Raw genomic sequence first — 25274 nt, 5'->3', positions numbered from 1 at the left:
ATATTTAGGGCCAAAAAGGGTCAGTTACAGGCAAGCGCGGCGCGAAAGCTTTTGCGTCCCTTGTGCGGGCCGATGTCGCGTTTTTGCAGTTGGGTTCCGTCGAAAGTGACCGCCATCAGGCGCGACCAATCTGCGGTGGCGACGATCATTTCAGGTCTGTCATCGCAACTGCGAATGCCCCCCGCGATATCCGTCTCGCCAATACGGTGGTTGGTCAGGCCCGGCAGCGTGGCCACCTCTGCGAGCCGGTTGTCTTCGAACCGCCAGAGACGCAGGGTTTTGGCCAGATGGGGGCGGTCGATATAGGCCAGTTCGACCCTACCGTCGCCGTCCAGATCCGCCGCGCCAATCGGGGCCAGCCAGCGGTTGCGGGTGCCGATGAAGGGTGTCGCGGTCACGACGCCGTTTGCGTCGTAGATCGCCAGTCGCGCCCCTTTGGACAGATCGCTTTCGACTACCACAACCAACGGCGCATCTGCGCCAAGATCGGCAAGCCGGGGCGCGACATCCTCAAAAACGCGATGTTGGGGGAGACGCAGCAGGATCTGTCGGGCCGGGCAGTCAGTACAGTCCTTTACCTTGAGCCGCAGCGCACCCCATTCGATCGCATCGCCAAGGATGCCATGGGTGTAGCGCGTGGTGGGCTCGGCATATTCCGCCGCAAGGATCGTCGGGGCGGGGCCAGCAATGGCCCCCTGCCCCAGAGTGAGCAGCAGCGCCAGAATACTCCGCTGCCACAGGCGCATCAGATCTGCTTTTCTGGCATCTGCACGCGCAGGCCGTCCAAGGCATCTGTCACCTTGAGCTGGCAGGTCAGTCGGGATCGTTCTGGATTTGGCTCATAGGCGAAATCCAGCATGTCTTCTTCCATGTCGTCTTTGGCCGGCAGTTTCTCTACCCAAGCCGGATCCACATAGACATGACAGGTGGAGCAAGCACAGGCACCGCCACAATCGGCCTCGATACCGGGGATGTTGTTGTCGCGTGCGCCTTCCATGACGGTCATGCCATTTGCGACCTCGACCACATGTTCGGTTCCGCCGTGCTCCACATAGGTGATTTTCGCCATTCGAGCGCCCTCAATCAAATTTCGATTTTTTCTGTTTAGCGGGGCAAGCGCGGCACTGCCACCCCCTTTTTCATTGGCGTTTTTCCATGACAGATTGGCCGGGGTTTGGGGCCTGAATTTCAGGCAGGGTTAATAGGTCCGAACCCTAGGCAGGCGGCGGGAAAACCGCTAATCTGGGCCGAACCGCAGACCCAAGAGGCATTGGGCTATGATACAGGCAACACCGCTCCGATGGCTCCGGCTGGCGGCCTTTGGGCTGGGCGGTGCTGTTGTTCTGGCGGGATGCGAAACCCAATATGCCGACAAGGGCCATGCCTATAGGGCAGAGCCCGGTGTCTATCAGGCCACCCGCAATGGCCCGGATGGCGCACCCCAAGGCAGTTGTTGGGGCCGCACAGTCAGCCCGGCGGTGATTGAAACGGTCACAGAGCAGGTGCAGGTGTCGCCGGCGCAATACAATCCTGATGGCAGCCTGCTGCGCCCGCCGTCATACCGCAGCGAAGCCCGGCAAATGATCGTCACGCCCCGTGTTGACAGTTGGTTCGAGACCCCCTGCGCCGAGGCTCTGACGCCTGATTTCATTGCATCGTTGCAGCGTGCACTTGCCGTGCGCCGTTATTACGAAGGGCCGATCACAGGGATATTGGACAAAAACACCCAAGCCGCCATTCGCGCCTTTCAGCGGACCACCGGACCGGACAGCGGTGTGCTGTCGCTGGCCTCTGCGCGGCAATTGGGGTTGATCGCTGTGGACAGGACAACGTTGGAATAAAGGCAAGACCAAGGGTCAGGTCCCAAAAAAGGGCGCCCCGCAGGACGCCCTTTTTCATGAATGCGATTTGTCCTGCGACCAATCAGTCAGACAGGGTCAGCGCCACAAACCGTGGATCACCCGCGCGGCGCACCAACATCAACAGCGACTTGCGCCCTGCTTCCTTGGCCGCGTCCACCCGCGCCTCCAACTCGGCGATGTTGGTGACCTTCTGTTGGCCCGCCTCGGTGATGATGTCACCTGCACGCAGACCTTTCTCAAAGGCCTCGGAGGTTTCATCCACTTCGGTCACGGCCAGACCGGCCATGTTCGCCTCAACACCCAGTTCCGAGCGCAGATCGTCGGTGAGCGGTGCAAGGGTCAGACCCAGCACGGTTTTGCTTTGCGGTGCCGGCGTTTCTTGTTCCTGCGCAGGAGAGGATGACGCCCCGTCCGCATCTTCGCGGCGACCCAGAACAACCTTGATTGTCTGGCTTTTGCCCTCGCGCAGGACGGTCACCCGAACCGTGGCGCCCACCGGGCTGTTGCCCACCTGACGGACGAGGCCTCGTGTATCGGCCACATCGACGCCATCGAAGGACAGGATCACATCACCTGTTTCAAGGCCTGCCTCTTTGGCGGGGCCATCCGGCACATCGGTGATCAGCGCACCTGCAGCGTTCTCGAGCCCCATGGCATCGGCCACATCATCGGTCACATCCTGAATGCGCACACCCAGCCAGCCCCGGCGGGTTTCGCCAAATTCCTTGAGCTGGTCCACCACACGGGTCACCACGTTGGAGGCCATGGAAAAGCCGATCCCGATAGAGCCGCCATTGGGCGACAGGATCGCCGTGTTCACGCCGATCACGTCACCGTCCATATTGAACAGCGGGCCGCCCGAATTGCCCCGGTTGATCGCTGCGTCGGTCTGGATGTAATCGTCATAGGTGCCGGACAGGGCCCGGTTACGGGCAGACACGATACCCGCAGAAACAGAGAACCCCTGCCCCAGCGGATTGCCCATGGCGATCACCCAGTCGCCCACACGGGCGGCGTCACTGTCACCGAACGATACAAACGGCAGCGGGGTTTCGGCCTCTACCTTGAGCAAGGCAATATCGGTGTTCGGGTCCGTACCGATCACCTTGGCCTGCAGTTCTTCGCCAGAGAAAAATTCGATGGTGATCTCATCCGCCCCGTCGATGACGTGATTGTTGGTGACGACATAGCCGTCCTCCGAAATCACAAAGCCCGACCCAAGTGCCGAGGACCGGCGTGGGCGGTTGCCATCACCGCGGTTGTTGCGGTCCTGGAAATCGCGGAAGAAATCCTCAAACGGCGATCCTTCGGGCACAATGCCCTGCGGGCCGGTGCGGCCCTCGATCACGGTTGAAGTGGTAATATTGACCACCGAGGGGCTGATCTTTTCGGCCAGCGGCGCGAGGCTTTCGGGTTTGGCCAAGGCCATCGCCGCCTGCACCGTGAGAAAGATCAACGTCAAAAAGCTGAGGAAAAAGGCCTTGAACGCCAGCGTTTCCTGTATCGGGCTGGCTTGCACTTTTGCCTGTGACTGCATGGTATTCTCCTGCTGTGTCCTGCTGGGCGCGGGCACGCCCCGGTCATTCCGTGAAGAGCAGACTGCATCCTGCAAGGCCGCTCCGCAATATGAAAGATGTGGCTGATCACGTGCTTTTCAACTGCCGCAAGGGCAGTCGTGAGGTGAGATATGCGCAAAATTTTGCCGAAAAGGGCGGTTTTGGGTGGGGTGAGGCGCGGTCTGGCGCGTCTGTGGTGGCCAGAAGCGAATTGAGCCACTGTTCCAACGGTACGGGCCGATCTGCCGGTTTGGGGTGTCTGTTTTGAACCCAAACTGTCCGATGCTGCGCGGAGCATAAATTTCCGGTTTTTATTTCCTACGCCATGGTCAGGCAACAAGGCCAAGGTCTTTGTCGGTGGCTGTAGCCAAATATTTCTCTTTGGGGGGCATGGGTCTTAATGGCCAAGGCGGCTCGAAGGCGAAACTTGAGACGCTGCGCCCTTCTGGCAAGGCACCATTTCCTGCCCCAAGCGCGTAGTCGTAGTACAGCTTGACGATCTCTTCTTCGGTCACTTGCTTTGTCGCCGGATGAGCCATGCACGCGTCATGCCATGCGCGAACACGGTCATAGTCTTTGCCTTCGGGAAGTTTGAAGCCTTCGTAGTAATCGAGGAACCAAAATCGCTTGAACATTGGTGTGAAGACGGCCTCAGCCAGACCGAATTCCTCAAATAGATAAGGGCCGGTCGGATTGTAATGACCCAGAAAATCGTCAATTTCCCGGTACAGCGCCAAGAGCTTGTCTAGATGCGCGTCCCGCTGTGCCAGGTCCTGGTTCATGACAAAAAGATAGCCAGCCATCGTAAAGGGCCCTTCGCAGGCAATAAGCATTGACTCAATGGCATGTTCGACCGGGTCGCTACGGCGCAACGGTGCCCCCGGCAAGACTTCGTCAAGGTAGCGCAGGATGACGAGGCTTTCTTTGAGTATGCGCCCATCACTGGTTTCCAGCACTGGCAAGGCAGTGGTGCCTCGGGTTTTGGCCAGCAAATCCGGGTCGCGCGGTTTGGTGATATCCACGACCCTGAATTCGACCGCGCCTGACAGACCCCGAAGAGCCAGCAAAATCTCCAGTCGTTGCGAAAAAGGGCAGACGGGGATGTGATAAACGATATGTTTGTCAGTCATGTGATCAATCCAGCGGGGGGCCGGTAAAGGCCATATTGTGCCGCTTGGCACTCTCTTCGATGACAGGCATGTCCTCGGGGATGCGACACTGACCAGCGGCCATGTCTGCAAAGAAACCTTCGAAACCGCCGGGTGTCAGGATAATCAGGTGTCGGCATGGTCCGTCATCAGTTACTTTGAACGTATGTTCCTTGCCGCGCGGGATGAACACGCTTTCGCCAGCACCTGCTGTAAACTCCCGGCCTTCCAGCCAGAACTTGCAAGTCCCAGTGAGTATGACAAAGGTTTCGTCCTCGTTTTGATGTACATGGCGCGGTGGACCGCTGCCCGCAGGGGACCAACTATCCACAATGGACATTGCACCGCCTGTCTGTTCAGGACCCAGAATGGTCTTATACTGGACACCTAGCCATTCAATGGCTCCGTCGATTTGGGCCAGGTCTTTCATCGTTTCCTCCCTTTGATATTGGATGAAACGAAAGCGCTTTCGTTGACAGAATATTACAATTTTGCCAACCTATCAGGCAAATCGTATTATCTGATACAGGATATCGACCAAGTGAATTTCGCCACTTTGGATCTTAACCTCTTACGTGTCTTAGACGCAGTTTTCCACGAAGGCTCAACCGTCAAGGCGGCGAACAGCTTGGCCATGTCACAATCGGCTGTGTCTGGAGCCCTGTCGCGTCTACGCCATGCCTTGGGCGATCCCCTTTTTGTCCGGCAGGGAAATCGATTGGTTGCGACGGATTACGCAGCGGGGATCGAAACCGGTTTACGCGAAGAACTCGAACGTCTGGAAACATTACTTGCGCCGCCGGCGACCTTTAATCCACAAACCGCAGAAGGCACGTTCCGTATCGCCGCGAGCGATTTTTTCGCGGAACTCCTCATGCCGCCCTTGGCCGATCTCCTGCAAAAATCAGCGCCTAGTCTTCGCGCACAACTCGTTGACCTGGTTCCGAATGATTATGTGGCTAGCCTAGAACAACGTAAGGCCGACATTACACTGATCCCCGACTTGGAATTGCCGGACTGGGTCAATCGAGAACCGCTCTTCCATTCCCCGTTCCACGTAATCGCCCGCAAAAGCAATCCAGGTATTGAGGGACTTACGGACGGGACGCAGATGCCAATGGAAACCTTTTGCGCGCTTCACCACGTTCTGTTTTCTCCTGAAGGAAATCTCGCTGCGATGGGTGATGCAGCGCTGGCACGCGTTGGTAAATGTAGACAGGTCGCTGTGACTGTTCCTGTGTTTAGCGGTGTATGCCGCGCGGTGAGCGAAAGCGATCTCATCGCGCTTGTGCCTGCACAACTTGCTAAGAAGGTGGCCAAGGCATTTGGGCTGCATGTGTTCAAACCTCCAATGAAGATTGAACCTGCGTTGATCATCGGCGTTTGGCACAAGCGTTCCGAAAACGCGCCGATGGCATCCTGGATGCGGAGCCAAGTCTTCAAATTAATGAAGGGTTTAGATTCAGGCAGTTAGTTAAGAATTTTCCATCCGGCGCCGTTCGGAAAGATACAAATTGATGTTTCAAAGAACAGAATAGAAGTAAATTTGATCGTTCAATCCAGACATTCGCGCAAGCGCAGCGAATTCACCCTCTGTCCGCATAGCCGACATTTGACACCTGATCCCCCTTTTCGGTCAACCAGAACTGCCAGACCGTTGAGCGTGATCAGCCTCCAACCCCCAACAAAAAAAGAGGCCAGTGCATGCACCGGCCCCTTCCAAATTCTTTGCCAACCCGCAGGCCAGCGGAACAAACCCTTAGTTGCGTTCGCCTTCTTCGGAGCGGCTGCCCTGATCGGAGCGCAGGTAGTTGAAGAACTCGCTGTCCGGGGAGAGAACCATGGTCGAATTCTCCCCTTTCAAGGCCTCTTCGTAGGCCGTCAAAGACCGGTAGAATTCAAAGAACTCCTGATCTTTTCCATAAGCCTCGGCAAAGATGCGGTTCCGCTCGGCGTCTGCCTCACCTTCGATGATACGCGCATCACGGCGGGCCTCTGACAGGATCTCTTCGTAGGTCCGGTCTGCAAGGGCGATCACACGTTGTGCCGCCTCTTGGCCGCGGGCACGTTCGTCGGTCGCTTCACGGTCACGTTCCGCGATCATCCGCTGCAGGGTGGCGTCGAAGTTCTGCTCCGGCAGGTTGGTTTGGCGCAGGCGCACATCCACAACCTTGAGGCCCAGCGCATTGGCCCGTGCGTCCGCCCGTTCCCGGATCTGGTCCATCAGCGCCGAACGCTCCGGCGACAGGATGGTGTTTGAGGTCACACCTTGCGAACCCAGCACCGCGCGGATCTGTGATTCCAGAATACCGCTCAAATCGCTGCTGGCCTGACGTTCACCGCCAGCACCAATCGCCTGACGGTACTGTACGATGTCGTCGATCCGGTAGAGCACAAAGGCGTCGATTTCGAGGCGGCGGTCATCGGCCGGCGTCACTTCGATCACCTCGGTCTCAAGCGACAGGATACGGTCTTCGAAGCGGACGACCTCATCCAACATCGGTACTTTAAAGCCGATGCCCGGCTCGATCCGCACCTGTTTGATCTGGCCGAAACGCAGCACCAGTACCTTTTCGCGTTCGTCCACAACAAAAATCGACGACAACACCGCCACGGCGGCAATCACCACAATCGGGATCAGAAAACCTGTTTTCCGCATCAGTTTGATCCCCCGTTGCGACGCAATTCATTCAGCGGCAGATAAGGCACAACGCCCTGCCCGCCGGCACCGCCGGTGTTGTTTTCAAGAATGATCTTGTCCACGTCGCCCAGTACCTTTTGCATGGTTTCAATATAAAGACGTTTGCGCGTCACCTCGGGTGCCGCCTGATATTCGGTCAGAACCGCCTCAAAGCGGCTCGCCTCACCCACAGCATCGTTGACCACACGGGCGCGATAGCCTTCGGCCGCTTCGAGCAGTTGGGCGCTTTCACCGCGCGCCTCAGCCGTGCGGCGGTTGGCATAGGCATCCGCCTGACGCTCAACCCGGTCGCGCTCCTGTTCAGCGGCCTGAACGTCGCGGAAGGCATCCACAACAGATTCGGCGCTGATTGTGCCATCCGGATTGGTCACCCGAACTGTCTGGCTTGGCGGGTCAACCTTGTTCACGTTGACACGCAGCACGTTGATACCGGTCTGGCGGTTATCAAGCGTGATCTGGATCAGCTCCTTAACGCGGTCGGCAACAGCGCCACGATCCCGGTTCAGAATTGGTGCCAGTTCAGATTGCGCAATCACTTCGCGCATCGCAGATTCAGAGATCGCCCGCACAGAGGCATCCGGATCGCGCAGCGAGAATTTGAAATCCTTGGCGTTCTTGATGTTCCACACCACCTGGAAATCAATGTCCACGATGTTTTCATCCGTGGTCAGCATCAAACCGTCGTTGTCACTGGCCCCGCGCCCCACGCCGATCTCTTCGGTGCGGTTGGTGGTGACGTCAAAGACCTCAGCCGTGACAACCGGCCATGGGGCAAAGTTCAAACCCTCGGTACCGATCTCGGAGAATTCGCCAAGGAACAGCTCGATTGACTGCTGTTCAGGGCGCACGGTGTAAAAGCTTGCAAACCCCCAAAGTGCCACAGCGGCCAGAATGCCGATGCCGACTGTGCCGCGCGTCAGGGCCGGACCATTGCCGCCTCCGCCGCCGCTGCCATTGCCGCCGCGCTCACGGCCACCGCCGCCGCCCATCAGAACACGCAGCTGCTCCTGGCCTTTTCTCACCAGATCGTCGATCTCCGGGATTTGCGGTTTTTCACCTTCAGGGCGACGTCCGCCCCCTTGGTTGCCACGGTTCGGAGGCGTGCCGCGATCACCGCCGCCGTTGTTGCCTCCGCCGCTGTTTCCGCCCCCGCCCCAGGGACCGCCTGAATTGCCAGCCATGTATTCTTTTCCCCTTATGTGCCGCTCAGTGCGGCCGATGTCTCAAACTTGTGTGCAGATGGCCGAAAATCAAGCCGTCCGCGTCGGATTGCGCATGGTGACCAACTCTTCGGACATGGTTGGGTGCACCGCGCAGGTTGCATCGAATTGTTCTTTGGTCAACCGCGCCTTTACCGCGATCCCTGCCAATTGGATCATCTCGCCCGCATTGGGGGCGACGATATGACAGCCAAGGACCGTGCGGTTTTTCTTGGATACGACCAGTTTCATCAGCACCCTATCAGATTTTTCGGCAAAGGCCGACTGCATCGGCCGGAAGGATGTGCTGTAAACCTCGATCTCCTCCTGTTCACGCGCGTCTTCCTCGCTCAGACCAACGGTGCCCATCTCCGGCTGCGTGAAAATGGCACTGGCAATCACATCGTGATCCACCGGCGTTGGATTGGCGCCAAACACGGTTTGGACAAAAGCCATCCCCTCCCGGATCGCGACCGGGGTCAGGTTCACCCGGTCCGTGACATCGCCGATGGCATAGACGGATGGCACTGCCGTCTGGCTGTATTCATCCACCTCGATCTGCCCCTTGCGGCCCAGCTTCACGCCCAGCTCTTCCAGGCCCATATCGGCACTTGCCGGGTCACGGCCCGTGGCAAACAGCACCATGTCGAATACTTTTTCGCCGCCCGTGGTCGACTTGACCCAGATCGGCCCCTTTTGCCCGGCGGATACGCCGCTGCTTTGGGCGTGCATCTCTTGGGCTTGCTGCACAGAGGCGCCCATCGCCGCATCTGACTGGGTCGGCATCGCGCCATCCTTGTGATCGGCCAGCAGGGACATTTCCAGAATGTTGGTGCCTACATGCAGATCAACGCCGTTTTCGCGCATGGATTCCGCAACCAAGCCGCGGGCCTCTTCATCAAAGCCGCGCAGAATCTGCGCACCGCGATAATATTGCGTAACCTCAACCCCCAAGCCATTGAGAATACAAGCAAACTCGCTCGCGATATAGCCACCGCCAATGATAAGAATGGACTTTGGCAGTTTTTCCAGATGGAAGATGTCATCCGACACGATCCCCAATTCGGCATTGGGAATGTCAGGCCGGATGGGCCGCCCGCCCGTCGCCACAAGGATGTGTTTCGCCGTCTTGGTGGTGCCATCGGCCAGCTCAACCGTATGGGCATCCTTCAGCTTGGCCCGCTGATCATAGGTGTCCACACCGGATCCGGCCAAAAGATTGCGATACACCCCCTCAAGGCGGTCCAATTCCGTATTCAGGCGGGTTTTAAAGCCATGCCAGTCAAATGGCCCTTCGGTCAGATCCCAGCCATAGCATTTGGCCTCTTCCACCACATTGGCATAGCCCGAGGCAAAAACCATTAGCTTTTTCGGCACGCAGCCCCGGATCACACAGGTGCCGCCATAGCGGTCATCCTCGGCCAGCGCCACCTTGGCCCCATATTCGCCAGCCGCCACACGGGCCGCACGCACCCCGCCAGAGCCGCCGCCGATTACAAAAAGGTCATAGTCAAAGTCTGTGTTGGCCATGGGGCGCATTTCCTATTCCGTAAGGTCCGAAAACAAATTGTCAGATTCAACAAAATCAAGCCGTTCTGTTGCAACCGTGCCTTCATTTATGTCGCGCACCTCGACCTTGCCATCCCCGTAACCGATCACAACTGTGTCACAGATGTCGATAAACAAGCCGTTTTCCACAACCCCTGGCATCTGGTTCAGTACCAGCGCCAATTGCCGGGCATTGCCGATCCGGTTGAGATGCAGATCAAGGATGTGATTTCCCTCATCCGTGACAAAGGGCGCCTGGCCATTCATCCGCAGGGTTGAGGTGCGCCCTAGAACATCCATGCTGATCAGCGTTTCTTCGATCAGCGCCTGTGTGGATTGCCAGCCAAACGGGATCACTTCCACCGGCAGGGGAAACGCGCCAAGGGTCTCGACCTCTTTGCCGACATCGGCAATCACCACCATCTGGTCACTGGCCGTTGCCACGATCTTCTCCAAAAGCAACGCGCCGCCGCCCCCCTTGATCAGGTTCAGATCACCGTCAAATTCATCAGCCCCGTCAATGGTCAGATCCAGCCATTTGGCCTCGTCCAGCGTGATCACCTCAATCCCCACATCCCGCGCCAGCTGCGCGGTGCGGCTGGAGGTCGGCACGCCCTTGATCTTGAGCCCGTCATCGCGCACCAGCTCCCCCAGGCAACGCACCAGCCATGCGGCGGTTGATCCGGTGCCAAGCCCAACACGCATCCCGTCTTCGACATATTGCGCGGCCCGTTTTGCCGAAACAAATTTGGCCTTGTCGATGGGTGAGAGTTCTCCGGACATGAGGCAGCTCCGATAAATGACGTCTGTGCGCGGTTATAGGCACATTGCCGCGCGGGTGCGAGAGGCAGGAAGGTCTTTTTTGCAGCGCCGATCCTCCTGCGGCCCTGCAAGACCCATTCAAGAGGCAAGTGGTCGTTTTCAAACCTGACGGCGGAGGGCGGCAGGGTTACACGGGCCCATGACCTATGTGCTTCACTATGCCCCTGACAACGCTTCCCTAATCGTCCGCATGGCGCTGGATCATCGCGGGCTGCCATACCGGACCCAACTGGTAGACCGCGCCAGCCAAGAACAAAGCTCGGCGGCCTACCGCGCCCTTAATCCCAACGGATTGATCCCGACCCTGGAAACCCCGCAAGGGCCACTCTTTGAAACCGGCGCAATCTTGCTCTGGCTGGCCGACACCCATGGCGGGCTTGGCCCTGATCCCGCAGATCCGGCGCGCGGGGACTTTCTCAAATGGCTGTTCTTTGTGGCCAACACCCTGCACCCCTGCCTGCGGATGCTGTTCTATCCGGAAAAATACATCGGCACGGGCCATCAAGATGCGCTGCGCAGGGGATTGCAGGCCCAATTGAAACAGGGCTTTGCAACCCTCGATACCTATGCCTCCCAATCAGAGACCTGGCTCAGCGGCCGAAAGCCCGGCGTGCTTGATTTCTACACCGTTGCCCTGCTGCGCTGGCCCGCGCTCTACCCGTCAGACGCTGATCGCAGCTGGTTCACGCTGGCCGACTACCCTGCTTTGCAAGATCTTTGCACCCGCATCGAAACCCTGCCCTGCACCGCCGCCTTGCAAAAGGCCGAAGGTCTGGGCGATACACCCTTCACCGCGCCCCGGCGCCCCACCCCTCCAGAAGGCTCGGCCACCTGATGTTTCTTTCGGTTTTTGACATGTTCAAAGTGGGCATTGGCCCGTCTTCCTCGCACACGATGGGGCCCATGGTGGCCGCCGCACGGTTCCTGAACCAGATGCGCGCCTCGCCCTTCCACTTTGCCGGGCTGCGCGCCTCCCTGCACGGATCGCTGGCGTTCACCGGTGTCGGCCATGCCACGGACCGCGCCACCATTCTCGGGCTCGCAGGGTTCACCCCGGGCGATTATGACGCCGACCGCGCCGAGGCGGTGCTGGCTCAGATCAACGAAACCCATGAAATCACGGTCGGCGGATTGCCGCCCCTGCGGTTCAACCCAAAGACCGATATGATCTTTGACTACGATCATAAGCTGGAAGGTCACGCCAACGGCATGATGCTGATGGCCACGGACGCCCAAGGCGACGTCACCTTGAGCGAAACCTTCTATTCCATCGGCGGCGGCTTTGTCATGACCGAAGCCGAACTGGCAGCAGGAAAAGACACCGACGAAGGCGCGCCTGTGCCCTTTCCGTTCAAATCGGCCGCCGAAATGCTGGAGATGGCCAAAGCGTCCGGCAAATCCATTGCCCAGATGAAACGTGACAACGAAGTGTCCCGCAACGGCGAGGTGCATCTGCGCTCCGGCACCAAACGGCTTTGGCAGGTGATGAACGATTGCATCAACCGCGGTCTGGCGACCGACGGCATCCTGCCCGGCGGCCTGTCCGTCAAACGCCGCGCCAAGGGCATCCATGACGCCCTGATCGCCGAACGCGGGCTGAACCAATCCGCGCCGCACACCATCAATGACTGGATGAGCGTTTATGCCATGGCGGTGAACGAAGAAAACGCAGCTGGCGGACAGGTTGTAACCGCCCCCACCAATGGCGCGGCCGGCGTGATGCCGGCGACCCTGCGCTATTACCTTGACCACGTACCGGGCGCCTCGGAAAGCCATGTGGAAGACTTCCTGCTGACCGCGGCCGCTATCGGCGGGCTGGTCAAGTTCAACGCCTCGATCTCGGGCGCCGAAGCGGGCTGTCAGGCCGAAGTGGGCTCTGCCGCGGCCATGTCTGCCGCCGGCCTCTGCGCGGTCATGGGCGGAACACCCGAACAAATTGAAAACGCGGCGGAAATCGCACTGGAGCACCACCTCGGCATGACCTGCGATCCGGTCAAAGGGCTGGTGCAGGTGCCCTGCATCGAACGCAACGGGTTGGGCGCGATCAAGGCGGTCTCGGCTGCCTCCCTGGCGCTGCGCGGCGATGGCACCCACCTTGTGCCCCTGGACGCCTGTATCGAAACCATGCGTCAGACCGGTGCGGATATGTCCGAGAAATACAAGGAAACCTCGCTGGGCGGCCTGGCCGTCAACGTTCCCAACTGCTGATCAAACACGGCGATTCTATTTGGGGTCAAGGATGCGCAGCACCGGGCCTGCCCGGCTTGTCCTTGAGGCCGAATGGAATCGTCCCCACCCTCGAATAGGTGCCTTGAGCGCAGACCTGCGGCTCAAGCACCTCTGCGCAAAACGGGCCACTGCCCTCACCTCCGCAACCCTGTCAAGGCAAGGGCTCGCGCCGCCCCCCGCGCCAAATATCACGTCGCGGCCCCTGCGGGCCGCGCCCGCCGGATCACGCTCCGCGCCGGACTTTCACCTCATAACCGCGTTCCTCGGGTTCATCATCCACCAGTTCCTGCGGGAAACCGGGGACGGTCACACTCAGGCCCGTCGCCTCTTCCAGCCGCTCGATCATCCGGTCCGACTGTGCCCGTTCGCCAAAGCGCTTCTGCCCGTCAGTCATCATCTCGATCATCAAGGGCGACAGCTCCAGCGGCACGCCGTGATCATCGGCCAGTTTCTGGAACAAGCCGATGTCCTTTTGCACAAGATCCATGGTGAAATTCACATCCCGCGACCCCGACAGGATCAGCTGGCTTTCGGTCTCATGCACAAAGCTCGTGCCAGAGGACATCGCGATTGCCTCATAGGTCATGGCAAGGTCCATACCGGCAGCTTTCATCACCGTCAACGCCTCGCACAAAGACAAAAGGTTCATTGTTGCCAGATAGTTGGTCATCACCTTTAACGTACTGGAGGTGCCCACATCGCCGACATGCAAAATCCGCCGCCCCATATGGGTCAGGATCGGCAACACCTTGTCAAAGGTCTGCCGCGTACAGCCGGCATAGATCGAGATGTTGCCGGTCCCGGCCCGGTGACAGCCCCCGGACACGGGGCAGTCCACCGCCTCACCGCCGGCAGCAATCACCGCTTCGGCATGGGCCTTGATCTGATCGGCATCCGTGGTCGACATTTCCATCCAGATCTTGCCCTTCCCCACATGGGGCAGCATATCCGCCACCACCGCCGCACAGGCCGCCGGGCTGGGCAGGCAAGTGATCACCGCGTCGCATTCTTGCATGAGCTGCGCTGCGGATCCCCCAGTGGCCGCGCCGCGTTCGGCGAAATCGGCCACCAGATCGGCGTTCAGATCGAAGACCGTAAGATCCACCCCGTTGCGCAGCAGCGATCCCGCCAGTTTGCCGCCGACATTCCCCAGCCCAATAAACCCAACTTTCATCTGCATCTCCCTGATATCTTTACCCATCAGCGAGGCCCGCCCGCGACCTGTCGCGCCTGATCGCGACGTTCTGGCCTTTAGGCGACATCACGCGGCCCAGCTTCCTAGAACCGCTCTCCCAGCAGGCGATAGCACCAGAAGGCCTCCTGCGTTTCAATCATCCGGTTCAGCTTGGCGGGGGAAAAGCCTGTGGCGCGGCGCACCGCGCGCCCCATGTGCGACTGATCGGCAAATCCTGCATCCACGGCAATCGCCGCCAATGGCGCGTCTTTCTCTGCCACTGAAATCTGATGCAGCCGGTCAATCGCTGCATGAAACGCCAGGGTTTGCCGCGACTGCCCGCTCCAGCGTTTGATCCGCCGTTCCATCGCCCGCAAGCTGCGCCCCGGCCCGGCCAATGCGGCGCGGTGCATCAGGGACCGCGACCAGCCCGACAACCACGGACCGCCCGTCCAGCCAACAGCGGAAGGGCGAGATTTCGACCGCTCTGCCATCAACACGGCGCAGAATTGCGCCCAAGCTGCATCCGCAGGCAAGCCCTGCGCATACCCACCAATTGCGGCCTCAAGAAACGCCGGGACCGGACCACCCTGCGCCTCTTCCGACAGCCCCTCCCAGGCATCGGGGAACAGCCCAACCGAAATGGCATAGACCGGGCCGTCACTCCAGCTGGTTGTCGGGCTGGCCTGCGGCGGGGTCAGGGACAACCGATCAATTTCAGGCAATTGGTGGGCCACAGCCACATCGCAGCCTTCAGGCAAAATGCGCAGCCCACCTTCGATCACAAAGGACACCGAGACCAATGGCGAGGCCGGAAAATGGTTCAACCTGTCCGCATCGCTCAGGGTGCAGCCGCGCGTATCGCGCAGAATGCCCGCAAACACCGCGTCCGCCAAAGCCGCAGGCGGCAAGAACAATTTGGAAATGGGTGCCACGCTTTTGTCCTCGACTGTCGGGATCATTCTATTGCGGGCGGGCAGTCTCTGGCAAATCCAAACCGACCTTCTCAAAGCCGGAGCATCCGATGTCCAAGATCAAATTCAGCGGGCCGTTTTCCCTGCGCCTGTCCAGCTTTCTCGCGATCAACAAGATCGCTCTCGCCACCTATGCCCGCCACGCTCTTGGCCGCCGGTTGGAGCGGACATGGGACGCGCATTTTGAGATCGGCATCCGCTTTTGGCGGCACCAGTTCACCAAGGCATTGGCCATGGATGATATAGACAAAGGCCGTGCATTGTTTGACAGCCTGCAAACCGAAACTGACGATCACTATGCCGTCAGACGGAGCACAAGCGACAGTCCAAAGGGAGTGTGGCACCACCCTGAAACACGATCAAGCGCAGCAACCCTGCTCTATCTACACGGCGGCGGCTATACATTTCACGGCGCAGTCAGCCACCGCTATGCCGATATGCTGGCGCATCACAGTGGGGCGCCGCTCTTTGCCCCCGATTACCGCCTCACGCCGGAACATCCTCATCCAGCGCAGTCAGATGACGCCTTTGCCGCGTGGCAATATCTGCGCGAAACCGGTCCCGCCAAGCAGATCGTGGTGATCGGTGACAGTGCAGGCGGGCATATGGCCCTCAGCCTGCTGCAACGGCTCAAGATCGAGGGAGAGCCGCAGCCCGCCCTTTGCATTGGCCTCTGCCCCTGGACGGATATCGGGGATCGCGGGGCAAGCCTTCATGGCAACGATTCCTATGATCTGGTGCAAGGCTGGATGGCGTTAAGGTTCGGCGAATGGCTTGACCCAAAAGGCACTTTCGGGCGGCTTGCGCTGTCGCCCATTGCCTATGATTACAATGGCTTGACACCAATCTATCTACAGGCAGGCGGCCGCGAGATATTGCGCGACATGATCCGGGACTTTGCCCGCGCACAGGCCGCGAAGGGCGCTGATATATTGCTCGATCTGTGGCCCGACATGGCCCATAACTTTCAGGCCCTGGACAGCACCAGACAGTCATCAACGGAGGCCCTGCAGCGCATCTGCGCGGCCGTTGAGGCCTTCGCAGGGGCAGGTCCGTCCATGACCGCTGGCCCTGCCACCGAAGTTTGCCATGGCGCGACCTTTTCTTGCGCGGACCACACGGAGGCGGACGCAAAAACCATCGGCCAATTCGCTGTGCAATCCAGCCTTTGACAAATCCGGCGGCGCAGGCTCAACTCCGGCCATGAGCTATCCTTCCAACCGCCCCGCGCCCCACCCCGACGATGCCGCCGCAGGCATTGACGTCACCGAAGATTTCGAACGCTTCACCCAGCGCAATGATATCTTTACCCGCGCCTTTTGGGACGATGCGGTGCGCACCAAGAGGTCCGACGCCTTCTTTGCCTCCTACCGGATGGAGGCTACCCCGCGCCGCGGTGATGGCTTTACCCAGCGTGACTTTGCCCTGCGCAATGCCTCCTGGCTGATCAGTGATCTGATCTCGGATCGCGGTGGTGACAGTGGCCGCCGCGAAGGATTTCAATCCTCGATTGCCAATGACACCCCTGTCGCCCCGATGCAGCAAGAGATCGACGATCCGGCCAAAACGTCCCATGAGATCAAACGCATCGCGCGTTTCTTTGGTGCGGACCTTTGCGGGATCACCGATATGGACGACCGGTGGCTATATGCCAGCCGCGTCGACACCCGCGATATGACGGAGGCTCCGAACGACCTGCCCGAAGGCATGACATCGGTGATCGTCATGGGCCACCAGATGGAAGAAGAGCTGGTTGCCACCTACCCCTCCGCCCTCGCCGGGGCGGCCACGGGCCGCGAATACAGCCACGAGGCCGCCGTGGTCATGCAACTGGCCGCTTATATCCGCAATCTGGGCTACGAGGCTACGGCCAGCATGAATGACACCGGGCTGGTCATCCCCTATGCGATCAAGGCAGGTTTGGGCGAATACGCCCGCAACCAGATGGTGATCACACCGGAATTTGGCCCACGCCTGCGGTTTTCCAAGATCTTTACCAATCTGCCCCTGACCCATGACCGGCCCGAGCCCAAGGGCGTGCGCGCCTTCTGCGATATCTGCACCAAATGCGCCGATGCCTGCCCGGTCAAGGCGCTGCCCTTTGGCCCGCCCGAGGTTGGCGGCAGCAACCCATCCGCGATCAAGGGCGTGCGCAAATGGACATCCGATGCCGAGAAATGCTTTGGCTTCTGGGCCAAGATGTCATCCGATTGTGCGATCTGCATGCGGGTCTGCCCGTTCAACCGCGATTTTAGCAAGACCAGCCATCGTCTGTGGCTGAAACTGGCCCTGTCGCCCCTGCGCAAACTGGCGCTTTGGCTGGATCGCAACCGGGGCAAACGCCGCAAACCCTCTGATTGGTGGGCGGCGGCAGAATGATCGAAGGGCTCAGCCATATCACCTTTATCACCCGCAATCTTGACCGAATGGAGGAGATCCTGACAACCGTCTTCGATGCGCGAAAAATCTACGACAGTGGAGATAAGACATTCTCTCTCGCGCGCGAACGGTTCTTTGACATCGGCGGGGTCTGGGTTGCCGCGATGGAAGGTGATCCGCTGGTCGATCAAACCTACAACCACGTCGCCTTCAAAATGGGCGCGGATGACTATGACGACCGCCTCGCCCGGATCAAGAAACTGGGCCTGACCCTGCGCGAGGGCCGGGCGCGCGTCGAGGGGGAAGGCCATTCGCTCTATTTTTATGACGATGACAACCACATGTTCGAATTGCACAGCGGCACCTTGGACACCCGGCTGGCGCGATATGCCAAAGGACGCACCTAGTTCTGTGCAACCCTGCACAGCCGCCCTGAGTTTCGGCCCTATTGGCGCATGAGTTGCACAGCCCTATATCCATCTCAACGCTGAGAAAGGAGAATGCTATGTCTCTCAGACCCACATTGGAAACCCGCCGCGCCACCCCAACGCTTGAGGGCGCCGGCGTGAAACTGCACCGCGCTTTCGGCTTTCAGGATCCCTCCGAACTGGATCCCTTCCTGCTGTTCGATGATTTCCGCAACGAGCGGCCTGAAGACTTTGAAAAAGGCTTTCCCTGGCACCCGCATCGGGGCATCGAGACCATCACCTATGTGCTGGAAGGCACCGTGGAGCATGGAGATTCGCTGGGCAACACCGGCACATTGGGCGCGGGTGATGTTCAATGGATGACCGCCGGTTCCGGCATCATGCATCAGGAAATGCCCGGCGGAAACGCACGCGGCCAGATGCACGGATTTCAGCTTTGGGGCAATCTGCCCGGCGCGCAGAAAATGTGTGCGCCGCGTTATCAGGATGTGACTTCGGCGGATATTCCGGTTGTGACAGATGACGATGGCACCCGCGTCAAGGTGATCACGGGTGAGTTCTGGGGCAAACGCGGCCCGGTGGACGGCATCGCCGCCGATCCGCAATACCTTGATGTCTTTGTCCCTGCAGGCGTGAAAAAGACCTTCAGGATCGATACCTACCGCCGCGCCTTTGCCTATGTTTTCGATGGGGCTGGCGCATTTGCCGATGCCTCTGCCCCGTCCGGCGTACTGCTGGAAAAAGAAGTCGCGGGTCAAGAGCTGAACATCCGCGATCTGTCGGGTGATCGCACGCTTATCCGCTTTGGCACAGGTGACGAAGTCACGGTTCAGGCTGGCCCCGATGGCATCCGCTTTCTGCTGATTTCAGGTGCGCCGATCGAAGAACCCGTCGCATGGCATGGCCCCATCGTGATGAACACCCGCGAGGAGCTGATGCAGGCCTTTCAGGACCTCAAGAACGGCACCTTCATCAAGCCGGTACACTGACCTTGGATGGGCGGCGCACCCCCGCCGCCCTCACCACAAGGCATCCCACGCTAATAGGGCAAACGCCCCTCTCTTCATTTGGCCAAAAAAACTCAAGAGCACCACGAGCGCCCATCACCAACAGCAGTTATGCGCGTCACCCCGCGCCAACCGCCTTGCGGACCATATCCCAATACTGCGCCACAACCTCGTTCAGCGACAAACGCCCGCCGGACCGGAACCAGGTGTTGACCCCGGTCAGCATCGCAATGATCGCCAGCGTGACAATTTTGGTATCGCTGACGACAAAAACCCCCGCCGCCGCGCCGGCCTGCAAGATGGCTTCGAGATGATCTTCATACCGCCGGCGCAACGCCTCGATCTGGCTGAAGTTTTCAGGCGTCAGATTGCGCAGTTCCATATAGGCGATAAACACCGCATCCGGGCGATCCGCGTGAAATCGGATGTGGAATTCAACAAAATCGCGCAGGGCCTGAAGCGCGGATTTGCCCTCGGCCACCGGCACCTCGGCCAGCAGGTCGGTCATATGCCCCTGCATCAGATCAAACAGCAGCGACTGTTTGTCCGGCGTATAATTATAAAGCGCCCCGGCCTGCACGCCGACCTCGGCCGCAATGGCCCGCATCGACACCGCGGCATATCCGCCCTGCGCAAACAGCCGCAGCGCAGCCGCCCGCACGCGGGGGCCGGTGATATCAGAATGAGATCCGGTGGTTCTTGCCATGGGGGCAATTTAATGAACAATCGTTCAAAAGCAAAGCCCGCTTGCACGCCCTGCCCCACTGATGCAAAAACAGATCCATGATGCAAACGCGTTCTCCATACGTCTGCGCCTTTGCGCTGCTTTTTGCAGCGGGCTGTACGACGTTTCCGCAGCTTGATGACAGCATTCGCCCAGAGGTGCGCGATGCCGATTACGCAACGCTTGTGCCGCTGTCCACATTGCAGACCAGCACGGACCCCATCCGTATTGATCCTGCCCAGACCCAAGCGGAACTGAATGGCCGTCTTGCCGGGTTGCGCGCCCGTGCCGATCGTTTGCGCGGCACCGTGCTGACCGGACGGGAAAAGCAGCGGCTGCAAGAAGGCTTGCAATAGGCATCTGGCGCGTTGCAAGCGCCGCTTGAACCCGCTACATCGCCTTTAAAGCCTGCCGTATTGGGCAGCCCCTATTTATTTTGAATTGCTACAAAGGAACCTCACATGTCTGACCCGCTTCGCCTTGGTATCGCCGGTTTGGGCACGGTGGGTATTGGTGTGGTGCGCATCATTCGCCAGCAGGCAGCACTGCTGTCCGCCCGCACCGGACGAGAGATCACAATTTCCGCGGTTTCTGCCCGCAGCAAAGGCCGGGATCGCGGCATTTCGCTGTCTGGTTACGCTTGGGAAGATGATCCGGTGGCCCTCGCAACCCGCGACGATGTTGATGTCTTTGTTGAGCTGATGGGCGGCGAAGATGGCCCTGCCAAAGACGCAACCGAGGCGGCGCTGAAGGCAGGCAAACATGTGGTCACGGCCAACAAGGCAATGCTGGCCATCCACGGCCAGGCGCTGGCCGAACTGGCCGAAGCCAAGGGGCTGACCCTGCGCTACGAGGCCGCTGTTGCTGGCGGCATTCCGGTGATCAAGGCCCTGTTCGAAGGGCTGGCAGGCAATGAGATCAAGCGCGTGATGGGTGTCATGAACGGCTCTTGCAACTACATCCTGACGCGCATGGAAAATTCCGGCAAAACCTATCAGGAAATCTTCGCCGAGGCCGATGGCCTTGGCTACCTTGAGGCAGACCCGCAGCTGGATGTGGGCGGGATTGACGCCGCCCACAAGCTGGCGATCCTCAGCGCCATCGCCTTTGGCACCAAGGTCGATTTTGACGGTATCCAGCTGGAAGGCATAGAGCGGGTCAGCATCGAGGATATCAATGCTGCCGCCGATATGGGCTATAAGATCAAGCTCCTCGGCGTCGCCCAGAAAACGGGCCGCGGTCTGGAACAGCGCATGCAGCCTTGCCTTGTCCCTGAAACATCACCGCTTGGCCAACTTGACGGCGGCACCAATATGGTGGTCATCGAAGGCGATGCCGTCGGCCAGATCGTTCTGCGCGGCGCAGGTGCGGGCGAAGGTCCAACCGCAAGCGCGGTGATGGCCGATGTCTGCGACATTGCACGGGGCTGGTCCGGTCCGGTCTTTGGCCAGCCTGCCGCGACGCTGGAAACCTCGCAATCGGCGCAGTCACAGGCCGCCGCCCCTTATTATCTGCGCATGGCCTTGGTCGACAAACCGGGTGCCTTGGCCAAGATCGCCACCGTTCTGGGCGAAGCAGGCGTGAGCATCTACCGGATGCGCCAGTATGAGCATGATGCCCCCTCCGCGCCGGTGTTGATCGTCACGCACAAGACAACCCACGCCGCGCTTGAGGCGGCGCTTGAGAATATGCACGGCACAGGCGTTTTGGCCGGTGAACCGGTCGCCCTGCGCATCGAAGAGGTCTGATCGCGGGCAGATCCCAATCTGATACCAAAAAGGCGCGAGATCATTTGATCCCGCGCCTTTTTTTGCATCTGGCAACTGGCTTAAGTGCGTTGGCGTTCAAATTCAGCCCAAGCCGCCTCAAAGCTGGCAAAGTCAAAGCCCGGCGCGCGGGCGGCATTCAGAACGATCTTCTCTGTTTCAAGCAGCTTGGCAATCGCCCCGCCAATAGCGCCCAGATAATCGTCCGGGATCACCAATGCGCCGTGGCGGTCTGCATGCACCATCTCGTTGTCTGCAACTTCCATACCAAAGACGGTCACCGGTGTCGCGATTTCCAGCACATGCACAAAACCGTGGCTTGGCCCCACCGATCCGGCAATCACCGGAAAGTTGTCAGGCAAATCGCCCAGATCGCGCATCACCCCGTTGGTCAAGGCTCCGGCTAGGCCAAAGCCTTTGTGGACACTGGTGTTGATCTCGCCCCAATAGGCACCGATGGCCGCATCACCATCCACGTCTTCGACCACCGCCAGCGCCGGACGCGGGCCGCTGGCCATGTGGCGGTAATAATCCATACGCCGGGCGCGGATCACATCCGCCGCTTCTGTTGGCGGCGCAATCGCCGAGATTTTGGCCGTGCGGGCGCGGCCCACGATGGCCCCCGCGCCAGGATCACTGCACAGCACCGTGCCGCGCGTGAAACGGTCAAAACCGCGCTTGCCCTCCACCACCTCGATGGCGTTGCACACGGTTGGCGTATCGACAGAGCGCAGCAGCGCCAGCAGTTGTTCATCCATTGTCTATCTCCTCAAGCCAGCGGCGCAGCGCGGCGGTTGTTTCGTCAGGTTGTTCCAGCACCGGCAAATGGCCCGCGCCTTCGATGATGCACAGCCGTGATTGGGGCATCAGACCGGCCATCAATTCATGCCGCTCCACCGGGCAAAGCAGATCCTGCCGCCCGCAGAGCACCAGCGCCGGACCGTCAAAGCAGCGTAATGTTTCGGTCTGGTCGGGCCGGTTCATCAGGGCAACGGATTGGCGGCAAAACACCTCCGGCCCCAGCGCCAATGCCATATCCATACACAGATCTAGGATCTCGCCCCGGCGCGGCCCATCACTGAGGTAATTGGGCTTCATCTCGTCGCGCATCACGCTATCAAGCTGGCCATTGCGGGCCTTGTCCATCTGCGGGGCGCGTCGGGCTTTGACCTCATCTTTTTCCGCCAATGGATTGGTGTCCATCAGGGCCAGCCCCGCAACGCGGTCCGGCGCCTGGCGCAAGACCTCCATCGCCACGATCCCGCCCATCGACAACCCGCCAAGGGCAAATCGCGGCGGCGCTGTGGCAAGGATCGTTTCGGCCAAGGCCTCGACACTATCCGCGCTGGCAAGGTCATAGACCTCTACCGCACGGCCCGCGCCGAAAACATCAATCTGGGGGGAAAACAGCCGGGCATCACACATCATGCCCGGCAACAGAACAAGCGGGGTTGTCACTTGACCAGTGCCACCCCTTCGGCCAATGCCGACAGCTTGGCATAGGCGATATCGGGATCCACAGTGCCAAATCCGGCAAAGGTGCCAAAGCCGCAATCGCTTCCTGCGATGACCCTGTCCTTGCCTACGATATCGACAAACCGCTGGGTCCGCTGCGCCACCAGTTCGGGATGCTCGACAAAATTGGTGGTGGTATCGACGACACCGGGCACCAGCACCTTGTGATCCGGGATATCCGCCTTGCGGTCCCGGAACGTGGTCCATTCATGGCCATGGCGCGGATTGGAGGTTTCGAACAACACATACTGCGCCTTGGCAGACATCAGCGTATCAAACATGGTCGCCATCGGCACGTCGCAGATATGCGGCCCCTCGTAGTTGCCCCAGCAGATGTGAATGCGCACTTTGTCTTCCGGCACGTTTTGCAGCGCATGGTTCAACGCCTCGACATGGGAGTTGGCGATCTTCACAAACTCTGCATCGCTCAGATCGTTGAACAGCATGTGCCGCGACAACGCCAGATCCGGGCAATCAAGTTGCAGGTCCAGACCCGAGGCCACAATCGCCTCGTATTCGTCTTTCATCGCATCCGCCAGCGCCGCCAGATAGGCCTCGCGGGTGGCATAGTGATCGTTCTGCAAAAACAGCGAGATCACACCGGGCGATGCTGCATTCATAAAACCGCGCTCTGCTCCATGCGTGGCCATCGCGGCCTTGAGGTTGGCAATGTCTTTCTCAAGCTCGCCCTGACCTTTGGATTTGACCGGCCCTACGCACATCGGGCGGGCATATTGCGGGGTGCCGCCGTCATCGGCCAAACGTTTGAGAAAGCCGGGAAATTTCTTGAGATCCGCTGGCGCGTGGCGGGGGCTGTCGCCGTCAAATCCGGTGTAGCGGTCTTTGACATAGGTGGCATAGCTGATCTTGGAGGTTTCCCCGTCCGAGACAATGCTGACGCCCGCCTCAACCTGTTTGCGCACGGTGTCCGACACCGCCGCCGTCATCGCCGCGTCAAAGGCCGCCGGATCGTAGTTTTCGTTGTTTTCGCGGGCGAAAATGAAATCCACGACCTCTTGGGTCCGGGGCAAAGAGCCCACATGGGTGGTTTTGATCGTTGTCATGTGGGCTCTTCCCTTGTTTAGTTTTCGGTCCAGGTTGCGCCGGCCGGATCATCGGTCGCGGTTACACGATAAAGGCTGGCCTCGCCGGTCATGGAGGGGGCCAGCGCATGGGCCTCCTGTGGGTTGATCAGCGCGGTGTCACCGGGGTTTAGCACAGTTTCATAACCTTCAAAACGCAATGTCCAATGGCCGCGCATCGGCATCAGAACAACATGTTTGTCATGGCTGTGCATCTCGTCCGCGATGGACCCACGGGTCAGGAAATCCACCTCGAAACCCGGTTTGTCTTTCAGCAATGCATCGGTGCCGATCACCTTGGCCGGCTTCTTGCCCGCCAGTGCCATCAGATCCCAGTACCGCGCGACATATCGCGGCACGACATTTTCCACGGGCACTTCGGGGAATTCCTTGAGCTGTTCGGCGCTCAACAATGGCATGGGCGATACATTGTGCGGCAGTTCCTGGCCCTTCTTGGTGTCATAAAGCACACCGTTCTCGCCCAGAACCAATCCATGTGCACTGGCCTCTTCGATCACATGCGGCGCCCAGGTCACGCCGCCACCTGCATCGTCACCGCCAAGGATGGCCATGATCATCCCGTAATCGGTGCCGACGTTTTCAAAGCCGCGGAAAATGCCGGTGGGGATGTTAAAGATATCCCCTTCTTCGGCGATAAATTCGCCCGCTGTGCCGTGCAGACCCCAGAAAAAGCGCCAGCGCCCCTTCAGAACAAAAAACACCTCTGCCGTGGTGTGGCTGTGCAGAGAGTTGCGGCATTTGGGCGGTTGTCCCGCCGCCCCGATGTTAAAGCCGGGGGTGTCGCGGATATGGACGTGTTGGTCCGGGCTTTCGGAAACCCCGCCGCCGATGATGGTAAAGTTTTCCTTTTGATCGCTGCCCGGTGTGTGAGCGTCGATAAAGGCGGTTTTGCAGGGCTTCAGCTCGCCATAGCGAACGATGCGTTTTTCGATGTCTGCGCGTGTCATATGAATATTCCGTTTGTTCAGTTGTCTGGTTTTGGATGTGGGCCGATGGCCCGTTCAGATCACTGCAACTCCCGGTGGGCGCAGGTTCAGCCGCCGCGCACGGCGGCTTTGGAAATAAGCATGCAAACGCCGGGTCTGCGCGGTCTCGCACAGGCCCGATGTCTGGCAAAAGGGCTGTTGCCCTGCGTCCAT

General features: G+C 59.6%; 26 protein-coding genes and 1 pseudogene. 10 read left to right on the top strand and 17 right to left on the bottom strand.

Translation table 11 applies throughout. The features are described 5' to 3' along the window. Window positions 1–20: 20 nt before the first annotated feature. Together K3754_RS07240 and K3754_RS07235 are read right to left on the bottom strand one after the other, a co-directional pair. Complete coding sequence (locus K3754_RS07240) at window positions 21–746, bottom strand: VCBS repeat-containing protein (RefSeq protein WP_259942386.1); 726 nt, start codon at window positions 744–746, stop codon at window positions 21–23. Next, window positions 746–1069, bottom strand: a complete 324-nt coding sequence (locus K3754_RS07235) for a 2Fe-2S iron-sulfur cluster-binding protein (RefSeq protein WP_025048791.1) — start codon at window positions 1067–1069, stop codon at window positions 746–748. Before K3754_RS07235 ends, K3754_RS07240 begins: the two co-directional genes overlap by 1 nt. 208 nt (window positions 1070–1277) lie before the next feature. Here K3754_RS07235 and K3754_RS07230 point away from each other — a divergent pair, with 208 nt between their 5' ends. Continuing rightward, a complete protein-coding gene (locus tag K3754_RS07230) occupies window positions 1278–1841 on the top strand; it encodes a peptidoglycan-binding protein (RefSeq protein WP_203211671.1) in 564 nt (187 codons plus the stop codon). Window positions 1842–1923: 82 nt separating this feature from the next. On the opposite strand, the gene K3754_RS07225 is transcribed toward K3754_RS07230, so the two are convergent. The 3 genes from K3754_RS07225 to K3754_RS07215 form a co-directional block, all read right to left on the bottom strand. After that, a complete protein-coding gene (locus K3754_RS07225) occupies window positions 1924–3399 on the bottom strand; it encodes a DegQ family serine endoprotease (RefSeq protein ID WP_203211672.1) in 1476 nt (491 codons plus the stop codon). A gap of 348 nt (window positions 3400–3747) precedes the next feature. Continuing rightward, window positions 3748–4548, bottom strand: a complete 801-nt coding sequence (locus tag K3754_RS07220) for a glutathione S-transferase family protein (RefSeq protein WP_203211673.1) — start codon at window positions 4546–4548, stop codon at window positions 3748–3750. A 4-nt stretch (window positions 4549–4552) separates the two neighbouring features. After that, entirely contained in the window at window positions 4553–4996 is a 444-nt protein-coding gene (locus K3754_RS07215; RefSeq protein ID WP_259942379.1) for a cupin domain-containing protein, read from the bottom strand. Between the two features lie 18 nt (window positions 4997–5014). On the opposite strand from K3754_RS07215, the gene K3754_RS07210 reads away from it, so the two are divergent. Further along, window positions 5015–6040 carry a LysR family transcriptional regulator gene (locus K3754_RS07210; RefSeq protein ID WP_259942377.1) on the top strand — a complete coding sequence of 342 codons (1026 nt, stop codon included), beginning with the start codon at window positions 5015–5017 and terminating at the stop codon, window positions 6038–6040. A 285-nt stretch (window positions 6041–6325) separates the two neighbouring features. Here K3754_RS07210 and hflC read toward each other — a convergent pair whose 3' ends face one another. The 4 genes from hflC to rpiA all read right to left on the bottom strand — a co-directional run bounded on the left by hflC (window position 6326) and on the right by rpiA (window position 10797). Beyond that, entirely contained in the window at window positions 6326–7225 is a 900-nt protein-coding gene (hflC, locus tag K3754_RS07205; protein ID WP_259942375.1) for a protease modulator HflC, read from the bottom strand. Next, window positions 7225–8448, bottom strand: a complete 1224-nt coding sequence (gene hflK, locus K3754_RS07200; RefSeq protein WP_203211676.1) for an FtsH protease activity modulator HflK — start codon at window positions 8446–8448, stop codon at window positions 7225–7227. Before hflK ends, hflC begins: the two co-directional genes overlap by 1 nt. Window positions 8449–8517: 69 nt before the next feature. Next, window positions 8518–9996 (bottom strand): FAD-dependent oxidoreductase, encoded by a 1479-nt coding sequence (locus tag K3754_RS07195; RefSeq protein WP_259942372.1) that lies wholly within the window; start codon window positions 9994–9996, stop codon window positions 8518–8520. A gap of 12 nt (window positions 9997–10008) precedes the next feature. Further along, a complete protein-coding gene (rpiA, locus tag K3754_RS07190) occupies window positions 10009–10797 on the bottom strand; it encodes a ribose-5-phosphate isomerase RpiA (RefSeq protein WP_259942370.1) in 789 nt (262 codons plus the stop codon). A 178-nt stretch (window positions 10798–10975) separates the two neighbouring features. Between rpiA and K3754_RS07185 the strand changes: the two genes are divergently transcribed. Beyond that, window positions 10976–11671, top strand: a complete 696-nt coding sequence (locus K3754_RS07185) for a glutathione S-transferase family protein (protein ID WP_259942368.1) — start codon at window positions 10976–10978, stop codon at window positions 11669–11671. Next, window positions 11671–13044 (top strand): L-serine ammonia-lyase, encoded by a 1374-nt coding sequence (locus K3754_RS07180; RefSeq protein WP_259942366.1) that lies wholly within the window; start codon window positions 11671–11673, stop codon window positions 13042–13044. The genes K3754_RS07185 and K3754_RS07180 overlap by 1 nt, the downstream gene beginning before the upstream one ends. A gap of 244 nt (window positions 13045–13288) precedes the next feature. Here the strand turns inward: K3754_RS07180 and K3754_RS07175 are convergent. Next, window positions 13289–14278 (bottom strand): annotated as a pseudogene (locus tag K3754_RS07175) (NAD(P)-dependent oxidoreductase); the annotation flags it as partial. Window positions 14279–14343: 65 nt separating this feature from the next. Further along, complete coding sequence (locus K3754_RS07170) at window positions 14344–15201, bottom strand: helix-turn-helix domain-containing protein (RefSeq protein ID WP_259942361.1); 858 nt, start codon at window positions 15199–15201, stop codon at window positions 14344–14346. A 62-nt stretch (window positions 15202–15263) separates the two neighbouring features. Here K3754_RS07170 and K3754_RS07165 point away from each other — a divergent pair, with 62 nt between their 5' ends. The 4 genes from K3754_RS07165 (at window position 15264) to K3754_RS07150 (ending at window position 19009) form a co-directional block, all read left to right on the top strand. Beyond that, window positions 15264–16385 (top strand): alpha/beta hydrolase, encoded by a 1122-nt coding sequence (locus tag K3754_RS07165; protein WP_259942359.1) that lies wholly within the window; start codon window positions 15264–15266, stop codon window positions 16383–16385. A gap of 31 nt (window positions 16386–16416) precedes the next feature. Beyond that, entirely contained in the window at window positions 16417–17592 is a 1176-nt protein-coding gene (locus K3754_RS07160) for a reductive dehalogenase (protein WP_259942356.1), read from the top strand. Next, window positions 17589–17999 (top strand): FosX/FosE/FosI family fosfomycin resistance hydrolase, encoded by a 411-nt coding sequence (gene fosX / locus K3754_RS07155; RefSeq protein WP_259942354.1) that lies wholly within the window; start codon window positions 17589–17591, stop codon window positions 17997–17999. Before K3754_RS07160 ends, fosX begins: the two co-directional genes overlap by 4 nt. A 98-nt stretch (window positions 18000–18097) precedes the next feature. After that, complete coding sequence (locus K3754_RS07150; RefSeq protein WP_259942352.1) at window positions 18098–19009, top strand: pirin family protein; 912 nt, start codon at window positions 18098–18100, stop codon at window positions 19007–19009. A gap of 136 nt (window positions 19010–19145) precedes the next feature. Here K3754_RS07150 and K3754_RS07145 read toward each other — a convergent pair whose 3' ends face one another. Further along, window positions 19146–19733, bottom strand: coding sequence for a TetR/AcrR family transcriptional regulator (locus tag K3754_RS07145; protein WP_259942349.1), 588 nt, complete (start codon window positions 19731–19733; stop codon window positions 19146–19148). 77 nt (window positions 19734–19810) lie between these two features. On the opposite strand from K3754_RS07145, the gene K3754_RS07140 reads away from it, so the two are divergent. Together K3754_RS07140 and K3754_RS07135 are read left to right on the top strand one after the other, a co-directional pair. Continuing rightward, entirely contained in the window at window positions 19811–20107 is a 297-nt protein-coding gene (locus K3754_RS07140; protein ID WP_259942347.1) for a hypothetical protein, read from the top strand. A gap of 105 nt (window positions 20108–20212) precedes the next feature. Continuing rightward, window positions 20213–21499 carry a homoserine dehydrogenase gene (locus tag K3754_RS07135; RefSeq protein WP_259942345.1) on the top strand — a complete coding sequence of 429 codons (1287 nt, stop codon included), beginning with the start codon at window positions 20213–20215 and terminating at the stop codon, window positions 21497–21499. An 80-nt stretch (window positions 21500–21579) separates the two neighbouring features. Here the strand turns inward: K3754_RS07135 and K3754_RS07130 are convergent, their stop codons facing one another. From K3754_RS07130 to K3754_RS07110, 5 genes are read right to left on the bottom strand one after another with little or no spacing between them, the layout of a single operon-like run. After that, the gene (locus K3754_RS07130; RefSeq protein WP_259942343.1) at window positions 21580–22275 is read right to left on the bottom strand and encodes an RraA family protein; all 696 of its coding nucleotides are present in this window, start codon (window positions 22273–22275) and stop codon (window positions 21580–21582) included. After that, complete coding sequence (locus tag K3754_RS07125) at window positions 22268–22942, bottom strand: alpha/beta fold hydrolase (RefSeq protein WP_259943270.1); 675 nt, start codon at window positions 22940–22942, stop codon at window positions 22268–22270. Before K3754_RS07125 ends, K3754_RS07130 begins: the two co-directional genes overlap by 8 nt. Window positions 22943–22971: 29 nt before the next feature. After that, complete coding sequence (locus tag K3754_RS07120; protein WP_203211690.1) at window positions 22972–24096, bottom strand: cobalamin-independent methionine synthase II family protein; 1125 nt, start codon at window positions 24094–24096, stop codon at window positions 22972–22974. Between the two features lie 17 nt (window positions 24097–24113). Then, complete coding sequence (locus tag K3754_RS07115) at window positions 24114–25082, bottom strand: cupin domain-containing protein (RefSeq protein ID WP_259942341.1); 969 nt, start codon at window positions 25080–25082, stop codon at window positions 24114–24116. Between the two features lie 54 nt (window positions 25083–25136). After that, entirely contained in the window at window positions 25137–25274 is a 138-nt protein-coding gene (locus K3754_RS07110) for a hypothetical protein (protein WP_203211692.1), read from the bottom strand.

This window comes from Sulfitobacter sp. M368 (genome assembly GCF_025141875.1).
GTDB lineage: Bacteria > Pseudomonadota > Alphaproteobacteria > Rhodobacterales > Rhodobacteraceae > Sulfitobacter > Sulfitobacter mediterraneus_A.
This window is presented reverse-complemented; position numbering and strand designations above follow the sequence as displayed.

Bases quoted from the DNA above. Each gene is read 5' to 3' on its own strand.
- rpiA (WP_259942370.1), bottom strand. From the start codon at position 10,797: ATGTCCGGAGAACTCTCACCCATCGACAAGGCCAAATTTGTTTCGGCA.
- K3754_RS07235 (WP_025048791.1), bottom strand. From the start codon at position 1,069: ATGGCGAAAATCACCTATGTGGAGCACGGCGGAACCGAACATGTGGTC.
- K3754_RS07185 (WP_259942368.1), top strand. From the start codon at position 10,976: ATGACCTATGTGCTTCACTATGCCCCTGACAACGCTTCCCTAATCGTC.
- K3754_RS07130 (WP_259942343.1), bottom strand. From the start codon at position 22,275: ATGGATGAACAACTGCTGGCGCTGCTGCGCTCTGTCGATACGCCAACC.
- K3754_RS07140 (WP_259942347.1), top strand. From the start codon at position 19,811: ATGATGCAAACGCGTTCTCCATACGTCTGCGCCTTTGCGCTGCTTTTT.
- K3754_RS07195 (WP_259942372.1), bottom strand. From the start codon at position 9,996: ATGGCCAACACAGACTTTGACTATGACCTTTTTGTAATCGGCGGCGGC.
- K3754_RS07215 (WP_259942379.1), bottom strand. From the start codon at position 4,996: ATGAAAGACCTGGCCCAAATCGACGGAGCCATTGAATGGCTAGGTGTC.
- K3754_RS07115 (WP_259942341.1), bottom strand. From the start codon at position 25,082: ATGACACGCGCAGACATCGAAAAACGCATCGTTCGCTATGGCGAGCTG.
- K3754_RS07150 (WP_259942352.1), top strand. From the start codon at position 18,098: ATGTCTCTCAGACCCACATTGGAAACCCGCCGCGCCACCCCAACGCTT.
- K3754_RS07220 (WP_203211673.1), bottom strand. From the start codon at position 4,548: ATGACTGACAAACATATCGTTTATCACATCCCCGTCTGCCCTTTTTCG.
- K3754_RS07125 (WP_259943270.1), bottom strand. From the start codon at position 22,942: ATGTGTGATGCCCGGCTGTTTTCCCCCCAGATTGATGTTTTCGGCGCG.
- K3754_RS07110 (WP_203211692.1), bottom strand. From the start codon at position 25,274: ATGGACGCAGGGCAACAGCCCTTTTGCCAGACATCGGGCCTGTGCGAG.
- K3754_RS07145 (WP_259942349.1), bottom strand. From the start codon at position 19,733: ATGGCAAGAACCACCGGATCTCATTCTGATATCACCGGCCCCCGCGTG.
- hflK (WP_203211676.1), bottom strand. From the start codon at position 8,448: ATGGCTGGCAATTCAGGCGGTCCCTGGGGCGGGGGCGGAAACAGCGGC.
- K3754_RS07120 (WP_203211690.1), bottom strand. From the start codon at position 24,096: ATGACAACGATCAAAACCACCCATGTGGGCTCTTTGCCCCGGACCCAA.
- K3754_RS07225 (WP_203211672.1), bottom strand. From the start codon at position 3,399: ATGCAGTCACAGGCAAAAGTGCAAGCCAGCCCGATACAGGAAACGCTG.
- hflC (WP_259942375.1), bottom strand. From the start codon at position 7,225: ATGCGGAAAACAGGTTTTCTGATCCCGATTGTGGTGATTGCCGCCGTG.
- K3754_RS07165 (WP_259942359.1), top strand. From the start codon at position 15,264: ATGTCCAAGATCAAATTCAGCGGGCCGTTTTCCCTGCGCCTGTCCAGC.
- K3754_RS07240 (WP_259942386.1), bottom strand. From the start codon at position 746: ATGCGCCTGTGGCAGCGGAGTATTCTGGCGCTGCTGCTCACTCTGGGG.
- K3754_RS07180 (WP_259942366.1), top strand. From the start codon at position 11,671: ATGTTTCTTTCGGTTTTTGACATGTTCAAAGTGGGCATTGGCCCGTCT.
- K3754_RS07160 (WP_259942356.1), top strand. From the start codon at position 16,417: ATGAGCTATCCTTCCAACCGCCCCGCGCCCCACCCCGACGATGCCGCC.
- K3754_RS07170 (WP_259942361.1), bottom strand. From the start codon at position 15,201: ATGATCCCGACAGTCGAGGACAAAAGCGTGGCACCCATTTCCAAATTG.
- K3754_RS07230 (WP_203211671.1), top strand. From the start codon at position 1,278: ATGATACAGGCAACACCGCTCCGATGGCTCCGGCTGGCGGCCTTTGGG.
- fosX (WP_259942354.1), top strand. From the start codon at position 17,589: ATGATCGAAGGGCTCAGCCATATCACCTTTATCACCCGCAATCTTGAC.
- K3754_RS07135 (WP_259942345.1), top strand. From the start codon at position 20,213: ATGTCTGACCCGCTTCGCCTTGGTATCGCCGGTTTGGGCACGGTGGGT.